This is a genomic window from Candidatus Binataceae bacterium, from assembly GCA_036495685.1.
GTDB lineage: Bacteria > Desulfobacterota > Binatia > Binatales > Binataceae > JAFAHS01.
Genome location: DASXMJ010000024.1, coordinates 1 through 8,894, shown reverse-complemented (window position 1 = coordinate 8,894; position 8,894 = coordinate 1). Strand labels below are relative to the sequence as shown.

The 8,894-nt window shown below is 60.7% G+C and carries 8 protein-coding genes; all 8 read left to right on the top strand.

All coding sequences use genetic code 11. The features are described from left to right. Positions 1 to 220: DUF2252 family protein (locus VGI36_02985; GenBank protein ID HEY2484082.1), on the top strand; the 220-nt coding region annotated here is incomplete at its 5' end. A gap of 167 nt (positions 221 to 387) precedes the next feature. Further along, positions 388 to 1,236, top strand: a complete 849-nt coding sequence (locus tag VGI36_02980; GenBank protein HEY2484081.1) for a hypothetical protein — start codon at positions 388 to 390, stop codon at positions 1,234 to 1,236. Between the two features lie 105 nt (positions 1,237 to 1,341). Further along, positions 1,342 to 1,914: a YSC84-related protein gene (locus VGI36_02975; protein HEY2484080.1), complete on the top strand. Its 573-nt coding sequence runs from the start codon at positions 1,342 to 1,344 to the stop codon at positions 1,912 to 1,914. A gap of 220 nt (positions 1,915 to 2,134) precedes the next feature. Further along, complete coding sequence (gene zwf, locus VGI36_02970) at positions 2,135 to 3,670, top strand: glucose-6-phosphate dehydrogenase (GenBank protein ID HEY2484079.1); 1,536 nt, start codon at positions 2,135 to 2,137, stop codon at positions 3,668 to 3,670. A 492-nt stretch (positions 3,671 to 4,162) separates the two neighbouring features. After that, positions 4,163 to 5,164, top strand: coding sequence for a class 1 fructose-bisphosphatase (gene fbp, locus VGI36_02965; GenBank protein ID HEY2484078.1), 1,002 nt, complete (start codon positions 4,163 to 4,165; stop codon positions 5,162 to 5,164). 174 nt (positions 5,165 to 5,338) lie between these two features. Beyond that, entirely contained in the window at positions 5,339 to 6,331 is a 993-nt protein-coding gene (gene glk, locus VGI36_02960) for a glucokinase (protein ID HEY2484077.1), read from the top strand. A gap of 51 nt (positions 6,332 to 6,382) precedes the next feature. Beyond that, positions 6,383 to 7,297 carry a class I fructose-bisphosphate aldolase gene (locus VGI36_02955; protein HEY2484076.1) on the top strand — a complete coding sequence of 305 codons (915 nt, stop codon included), beginning with the start codon at positions 6,383 to 6,385 and terminating at the stop codon, positions 7,295 to 7,297. 132 nt (positions 7,298 to 7,429) lie between these two features. After that, complete coding sequence (locus VGI36_02950) at positions 7,430 to 8,233, top strand: enoyl-CoA hydratase/isomerase family protein (protein HEY2484075.1); 804 nt, start codon at positions 7,430 to 7,432, stop codon at positions 8,231 to 8,233. Positions 8,234 to 8,894 lie beyond the last annotated feature (661 nt).

Genomic DNA, 8,894 nt, shown 5'->3' with positions numbered 1-8,894 from the left:
GCTGCGGGCTTACGGAAGAGTCTGCGGATGGGCGCTGGCCCGGGCGCATGCGCGTTCCGGCGACGCGGCGAAAATCTCGGGCTACATGGGCTCGAGCGCAACCTTTGATGACGCGATCTGCGAATTCGCGGTGGACTACGTTGACCAGAACCAGCGCGACTATCGTGTGTTCGTGCGGGCGGTGAGACAAGCACGTCTCAAGGCGATCATCGAACGATAGATCGCTCCGCGGAGGTATCTCGACCGAGGCTCGTGCTGATGAGGGTCAGCAACAGGTTGCAGGTCTGTCACTGTGGAATGGAGCTCCAGGGCAGTCGTGTTCTCTCCGGACCAGGGTGCGGCTCGAAGGTCGTCGCTGCCGGGGGCTCGCTAAAGTAAGGCGGCGCGATGCAAGACGCGCGCTCTTGGCATCGAAAGCCCGGCCTGGTTGCGGGAATCGCTCTGGCACTTGGCATGCTGCTCCCCACCGCAGCTCGCGCGCAGCAAGCCGCGTCCCCAACCAACCCGACTCCCATCGAGCTCGCCAAGAGCGTGCACAATCCATTTGAAGATTTCGTGAAGGTCCCCATCCAGGCCACGACTGGCTTCAATCTGGGAAACCACCATGACGCCGGCGAGGCAGTGAACATCGAACCGTTAATTCCGGTTCGGCTAACCGCGCAGTGGGACCTACTGGTGCGGCCCAGCCTGACCGTGGGTTACCTGCCGACTCCCAGTTCGCAATTCGGACTCAGCGACCTGCAGACTTCCTTTTTCCTGACGCCTGAAAGCGCCAGTGAATGGATTTGGGGAATCGGGCCGATTCTTCAGGCTCCAACCGCTTCAAGCACTGATTTGGGGAGTGGGAAATGGGCGGCCGGCCCGACAGGCGGCTTCGCCTTCGACCACGGTCCGTGGTTCAACGGCATCCTGGCCGACCAGCTGATGTCATTTGCGGGCGCGCATCACCGGGGCAGCATTAATCAGACCTATCTCGAGCCGTTCGTGAGCTATAGTCTCGACAGCGGATGGTCCGGGCAAATCGACCCGCCCATCGCTTACGACTGGACCGCGGAGAAGCGAAGCGCGTGGACGCTTCCCATCGGCGCCGACGTCGGCAACATCGTCGAGCTCGGAGGACAGCAAATGGGCCTCCAGGCCGGAGCCTACGATTTCGTTAAGCATCCACAGGGCGGACCCGGCTGGATGATCCGCGTCCAGGCGACGCTGCTTTTCCCTACCATCCGGTCACGCTGAGACGCCTTTCTTAAACCACCTCTCAGCATGTATAGATTCTGCAAACCCGGTCGTTCTGAGTGCAGGAGTTAACATCGAACCGACCCCAAAGAGGGAGTGTATCCGTTGAAACGACTAACCGTTGCCATAGTGATTCAGATAGCGATCGGCTTTGGCTTGGCCGGTGTTCTGCGTGCCCAGTCCTCTGCGCCGCTTGCGCCCAGCGCATCTGAGATCGATCAGAGGGTAACCAGCGCCTTGAATTCCCTTTACGCCAACAACCCAAAGGCCCGGCAGCTGGGAGCCAAGGCCAAGGGGATCCTGGTCTTTCCCGACATCAAGAAGGGCGCATTTCTGATCGGTGCACAGTTCGGCTTCGGAGCGCTGCGAAAAGGAGGCCGTACCGCAGGATACTACCGAACCGCCGCCGCTTCTTACGGCTTTCAGGCGGGAGCCAAGGAGTTTGGCTACGCGCTCTTTTTCATGAGCAGCTCGGCCCTAAACTACCTTAACCAGAGCGGCGGATGGGCGCTCGGTACAGGCCCGAGCATCGTGGTCCTTGACCAAGGCGCGGCGAGTTCGTTGAGCACCACTAGCATGCGCTCTGACGTATATGCGTTCGTATTCGATCAGAGTGGCTTGATGGGCGGCATGGGTCTGGAAGGTTCGAAAATCACGCAGATCATTCCCCCCTCGTGAGGGGCCGCGCCGAGACACCGGACTGCTCGATGCCGGCAGATCCAGGAGTCGGCAAGGATTTAGGATTTTGATCTTGAATCGGTGAAACCTCGGCAATCTACAAGCTCTTCCCTGCTGGATCAGAGCGGCTTTGCTCGCGCGGGGTCTTTCACTAGCCTGAGGGGGAAGTTCAGGGCATCTTTGCTGGTTCGTCTCTCAAGATGAGAAGCGGATTCCTTCGATGGGTTTGAATCGGGAGCCGACAGTCGCGCTGAACAATACCGGACGGGCCGCAAAGCCCGAATACCCTCCCTGCGCGCTGGTGATCTTCGGGGGTGCCGGAGCACTCAGCCATCGCAAGCTGCTGCCGGCGCTTTACAATCTTGCGCTCGATGATGACCTGCCGGAGAAGGTCGCGATCGTGTGCTTCTCGATGGAAGAAATGAACGACGAGAGCTATCGAGCGTTCGCGCGCGACGCGATCCAGAAAAATTCTCGTCGTCCGATGCACGAGCAGGAATGGAACGGCTTCGCGCGAATGCTTAGGTTCGTGCGCGGGCGCTTCAACGAGCCTGCCGACTATCAAACGTTGCGTGCGCAGCTCGAGGCCGTTGACCGCGAAGCCGGCACTGAGGGCAATCGCGTTTACTACTTCGCGATTCCGCCCAACTTCATCGAGACCTGCGCCAACGCTTTGCACGATGCGCACATGATCCGTCCGCCCGACGGTCCCGGGACCTTCACGCGGGTGGTAGTGGAGAAGCCGATCGGCCGTGACCTGGCCAGCTCTACCGCGATCAACGACCGGATTGCGGCCCACTTTGACGAGGGCCAGATCTTCCGGATCGATCACTACCTGGGCAAGGAAACCGTCGAAAATCTGATGGTGCTGCGCTTCGCGAACTCGATCTTCGAGCCGCTGTGGACCTCGCGCTTTATCGACCACGTCCAGATTACCGTCGCCGAAGAAGAAGGGGTCGGGGCGCGGGCGCCTTACTACGAGTCGGCCGGCGCTCTGCGCGATATGGTTCAGAGCCACATGCTGCAAGTGCTCAGCATCATCGGCATGGAACCGCCGCGCAGCACCGCCGCGGACTCCGTGCGCGATGCGAAGCTTGACGTTTTGCAATCGATTCGCCCGTTCGGCGACGAGGACATCGAAAAGTACGCAATTCGCGGCCAATACGGCGCGGGATTAGTGGGAGGTGTGCCGGCCAGCGCCTATCTGGAGGAAGACGGAGTCGCTTCGGGCTCGCGGATAGAGACCTTTGTCGCGCTGCGATGCTGGATCGACAACTGGCGTTGGGCGGGAGTGCCATTTTATCTTCGCACTGGCAAGCGTTTGCCCAAACGCGCCAGCGAGATCGCCATCTACTTCAAGTCGGTCCCGCGAATCCTCTACAACTCCAATCCGCGGGCCCACCTGGCTGCCAACATCCTGACCATCCGCATCCAGCCGAATGAAGGTCTCGCGGTCCACATAATCTCAAAGGTGCCGGGCCCCCAGGCGCGCCTGCAACAAGTCGCGGTCGACTTTCACTATGCGACCAGCACTCCCGAGGCGTACGAAACCCTGCTTCGAGACATCATTCTCGGGGACCAGACCCTGTTCATGCGGCGCGATTCGGTCGAGGCGTCCTGGCAGCTCGTCGACCCGATACTCGACGCTTGGACCCAAACGCCGGGTGAGATACCGGTCTACTCGGCGGGCTCGTGGGGCCCGCTGGAAGCCGCACTCATGATGGCGGCCGACGGGCGATCGTGGCGTGTATTGTAGGGCCAAGGATACTGTCGAGGTCCATTCAAACAACTGTCCGAGTAAAAGACCTACTTTTCTTCGTCAGGCGCGGAGTCGCTAAACAACCCCGTTGGTTGAGTGCCTCCCGCCTTCCGCGGAAAGCGGTCTGAGAGCTGGGTCCATATAGGGCGGCTTATCGGCTTCAACCCTCGCTCGCGAAACGAAGTGTCTCCCCGAGACGCGGACCGTTACATCATCGCCCAAAGCCGCGATCCAGATCGGTCGTGCGACCAGTGGGGGCGTGGAACTTCTCTGAGTCGCATGCGGCGAGTGGAGCCTGGCCCGTCGTCGTCACGGTTAGGAAAGACCCGAAACGCGAAACTTTGCGTTACGAAGAACGAAGCATGACCCTGCCATTTCGGCTTAAATTTGTTGTATTGATCCTCGTCTCGGAACCGCCTCGTGGGGGAGGTGATTTCGCAGGGCGATCGGAAGACGGTCGCCGTCGGGGTGATTTTTGGGGAGACTTCTATGGCTCAGCAGAACATGACCTTGTTGCGCCACGTCCTGACGCGCAAGCAGAGCAAAGTGCCGACCGACGATCTCGCGCTGATCCTCGAACGTATCGAGGTAATCGGTAAGAGAATTTCGCACGAACTCGCGCGTGCTTCGCTGCGGGGCGAGTTGGGGATTACGGGGGAGACCAACATTCAGGGTGAAGAAGAGAAAAAGCTCGACGAGTGGACCAACTGGGTTTTTCTCGACACCTTCGAAAGGGGCGACCCGGTGTGCAGTCTCATCTCCGAAGAGATGGAGCAGGCGGAACATCGCACCGGCAGTTGTCAGGGCAACAGTTACGCAGTGCTCTACGATCCCCTGGATGGTTCATCCAACACCGATATCAACGGCTCGCTCGGCACGATTTTTTCCATTCGCAAGCGCGCACCGAATCATGCGGAGTCGATCGAAGACATTCTGCGGCCCGGCGATGAGCAAGTGGCCGCCGGGTACATTCTTTACGGCCCCGGAACGCAGCTCACGTTCACCGCCGGAGCGGGGGTCGACATCTTTACGCTCGATCCCTTGCTCGATCAGTTCGTCCTGTGGCGGGGGGACGTTCAGATGCCGCGCCGCGGCATCACCTACTCCGTCAATCAGGGTAACATCACCAAGTTCCATCCCGGGGTGCGCAAGCTTATCGAGCACATGACCAGCCGTAAGGACAAGTCGACCAGCTACTCACTGCGCTACACCGGCGCCTTCGTGGCCGATTTTCATCGCTGCCTGCTCGAAGGAGGCCTCTTCATGTACCCCGGCGAAATCACTCCCGACGGCAAGAGCAAAGGCAAGTTGCGGCTCATGTATGAGCTGGAACCGATGTCCTTGATTGCCGAGCAAGCCGGAGGCCGAGCCTCGAATGGGAAAAAGCGGTTGCTCGAAGTAACACCCCAGGCGCTTCACGATCGGCAACCGGTTTACATCGGGAGCGCGGAAGAGGTGGAACTCGCCGAGCGCAGCAACGTCGAAGGCTGACCGAAAGAGGTTCGGGGAGTCGAAAACCAATTCCGCAACCTGGGGGACTCTGGGTCGTGCCCCCCGGCAAAAGGATAGCCGCATTCTTTTAGTTGTCTTCCTCCCGGGTAGACTGAAGGGGTAGCGCAGGCTGTAAAATTCCCGTTGAACCGCCTGCCCGGAGGAGAAAACCGCATGGCTCGGCTGGTGCTCGCGGGCGACGTCGGGGGAACCAAAACCCTGCTCGGAATTTTTGCCGAGGATCATCGACACCTCGTCCGGGTACGCGAGGCCCGTTTTGCAACCCCGCAATTCTCGTCCCTGGAGAGTATCTGCGCGGAATTCCTCGGCCCGGCTCGTGCGGGTGAAATTGCCGCCGCGTGCTTTGGCGTACCCGGACCGGTAATCGGCGGCACGGCGACCCCGAGCAATATTCGCTGGGGGATTTCCGACAAGTCGATATCGAGCGCCTTGGGCGGGGTTCCGGTGACGCTGATCAATGACCTCGGCGCGACTGCGCAGGGCGTTATTCATTTGCCCGAATCCGATTCAGTGGTGATCAATCCCGGAGCGAGTCTGCTCTACGGGAACATTGCGGTGATTGCGGCCGGCACCGGACTGGGCGAAGCCGCGCTGCTTGCCGCCAAAGGTGGTCGCTATCAACTAGTTTCATCGGAGGGCGGCCACTCTAGTTTCGCTCCGGTCGGCGACGAACAAATCGAGCTGCTGCGGTTCCTCGAACGCGAATTCGGGCACGTCAGTTGGGAGCGGGTGCTCTCCGGCGCGGGACTGGTCAATATCTATCGTTTTCTGCGCGCCCGCATTTCCGCGCCCGAGCCGCAATGGCTTAGCACGGCGCTGGCTGCGGGCGACCCCGCAGAAATGATAAGCGAAGCGGGACTCAGCGGGCGCGATAGCGTATGCACTCACGCGGTAGAGATGTTTTGCGCTATGTACGGGGCGGAGGCGGGAAATTTGGCGCTCAAGGTGCTGGCTCTCGGCGGAGTGTTTCTGTGTGGCGGAATTGCTCCGAAAATACTGCGCGGCCTGCAGGGCGGCGAATTCATGCGCGGGTTCACCGGCAAGGGGCGGCTGGCCACGATGCTTAAACAAATCGAGGTGCGGGTGGTCACCAATCCGGATGTCGCGCTACTGGGCGCGGCACATTCGGCCCGCGCAATGCTATAAGAGAGCTGAGCACATCGCGTCCGCTGGGCGGATCGAAGGAGACAGATTTTTATGACCAAGCGCGTCAGGGAAATTCTCAGTTGGTACGACTCTGAGAATGCGGGTGTGCGCAGCAATCTGGCCCGCATGATGAATCACGGCAAACTGGCCGGCACCGGCAAGTTCGTCATTCTGCCGGTCGACCAGGGCTTCGAACACGGACCGGCGCGGAGCTTTGCGGTCAATCCGCCCGCTTATGATCCGCGCTACCACTTTCAGCTCGCGCTCGATGCCGGCTGCAATGCGTACGCCGCTCCGCTCGGGTTTATTGAGGCGGGAGCCGCGGAGTACGCAGGCGAGATTCCGTTGATTCTAAAGCTGAACAACCACGCCGTGCTGCACGATGAGAAAGATCCGATCTCCGCCGTAACCGGCAGCGTCAAGGATGCGCTCAAGCTCGGTTGCACGGCGGTCGGCTTCACCATCTACCCCGGCTCCGCGGGGGAAAAGACCATGTACCAGGAGCTGCGCGAAATCGGCGCCGAGGCGAAGGCGCACGGGCTTCCGTTGGTGGTGTGGTCGTACCCGCGCGGGTCGGCGCTCTCCAAGCAGGGCGAGACCGCGCTTGACGTGGTAGCGTACGCCGCTCAAATCGCGGCGCAACTCGGCGCAAATATCATCAAGGTCAAGCCGCCGACTTCGGCGATCGAGCAGCCCGAAGCCAAGAAGGCATACGACGCCGCCAAGGTCCAGCTCGAGCCGCTCTCGGCTCGCGTGAAGCATATAATTCAGGCGGCATTCGACGGACGGCGCATCGTAATTTTCTCGGGCGGACCCAGGGAGTCCGACGAGCAGCTCATCGGCGACGTGCGCGAGATCCACGCCGGTGGCGGCTTCGGTTCGATCATCGGACGCAACTCGTTCCAGCGTCCCAAGGAGCAGGCGCTTAAGCTGCTCAACACGGTCATGGATATCTACAAGGGGTAACCGGGCGACATCGGCGCCACCCGACTCCTGCTCCGGCGAGGAAGACGAACCTCACGTGAAGGCCTTCCCGCTCGGCGCTTCCGCGTCCGGGAGAGGGTTAGCTTCGACAGCCGCCCACGGGGATCGACCACGATGGACTATCGCGAGTACCAGCACCTGCTGTTCGAGCGCAAGGGCGATGGCATTCTGCTCATCACGATCAATCGTCCCGACGTCCTCAACGCCACCAACAATCGACTGCACTGGGAGCTGAGTCACGTCTGGCTGGATATCGCCGAAGACGCGGACACCAACGTGGTGGTGGTCACCGGTGCGGGCCGTGCATTCTCGGCCGGGGGTGATCTCGACATGATCGAGGCGATGGCGGGAAGCGCGACCAACATCGCGCAGGCGTGGCGAGAAGCCGGCGATATTGTTTACAACATGATCAACCTCGACAAGCCGATCGTATCGGCGATCAACGGCGTCGCAGTCGGCGCGGGTCTCGCGGTGGCGCTGATGGCCGATATCAGCATCGCCTCCGAAGCGATGCGTATAACCGATGGTCACCTGCGGCTGGGGGTGGCGGCCGGCGACCACGCGGTGATCATTTGGCCGCTGCTGTGTGGAATGGCGAAGGCGAAATACTACCTGTTGACCGCCGACTTCATCGACGGGCGCGAGGCGGAACGGATCGGGTTGGTGAGTCTCTGTGTTCCAGCCCCCCAGCTGATGGACAAGGCGATGGAAGTCGCGCACAAGCTTGCCGGCGGACCACAGCAGGCGTTGCGATTTACCAAACGATCGTTGAACAACTGGCTTCGGGCGGCGGGGCCCTCTTTCGACGCATCACTGGCGATGGAGATGCTCGGCTTTTTCAGCGCCGACGTGCGCGAGGGCGCGGCAGCGGTGCGCGAAAGGCGCGCGCCCCGGTTTCCGGGCTTGAAGACACGTTAAGCAACGGTGAGTCATGCTAAGGTGCGCTCGCGCAAATTTCCCGGAGTAAAAAATGATGATTGCTAGGGCTACTTCGGGTTCTCGACATTTTGCAGCCACTCGTTGATTCTGGAATACTGACACTCGCGGCCGAGCACGGCCCCAAAATGGGAGGGGTATATTCATGCACAAACTTGCGATCGCCACGGCTTCGGTAATGCTTGGGGTAGCATTGTCGTTTTCGAGCGTGGTTCCTGTGGTCTATGCCGCGGAAAGTGTTGATTGTGATGCGGTCATGCAGGAACTCGGTCAGGGCAAATCGATGAGAGATGTCGCCTCTGATATGAAAATCTCAGTCGGTAGGGTGAGGGGCTGCAAAAAGCGCGCGGCCCGCGCGGCCAAGGCTGAGAACAGAACATCCCCAGGGAACGTAGAGAGAATGAACAGATCTTCGGCGGCCCGCGCCGCCGGGTCCTCTCCGGCGGCCTCCCCTGAGGCATCTCCGGCCCCCTAGTAAGCCTGGTCATTGCGCACGCCGCGCTGCTGGTGCGGCGTGCGCGTCATTCCTCAGTGCTCGACCGAGCACCGCGCCCGGGATCCCCCGATGGCCAAATGTGAACTATGCGAGTTGCGTGAGTACACGCAGCGTTATGCTCAATTCGTCAACCCTTTCAAATTCGCG

Coding starts and splice junctions, on each gene's coding strand:
- VGI36_02980 (HEY2484081.1), top strand. CDS start 388: ATGCAAGACGCGCGCTCTTGGCATCGAAAGCCCGGCCTGGTTGCGGGA.
- zwf (HEY2484079.1), top strand. CDS start 2,135: ATGGGTTTGAATCGGGAGCCGACAGTCGCGCTGAACAATACCGGACGG.
- fbp (HEY2484078.1), top strand. CDS start 4,163: ATGGCTCAGCAGAACATGACCTTGTTGCGCCACGTCCTGACGCGCAAG.
- glk (HEY2484077.1), top strand. CDS start 5,339: ATGGCTCGGCTGGTGCTCGCGGGCGACGTCGGGGGAACCAAAACCCTG.
- VGI36_02955 (HEY2484076.1), top strand. CDS start 6,383: ATGACCAAGCGCGTCAGGGAAATTCTCAGTTGGTACGACTCTGAGAAT.
- VGI36_02950 (HEY2484075.1), top strand. CDS start 7,430: ATGGACTATCGCGAGTACCAGCACCTGCTGTTCGAGCGCAAGGGCGAT.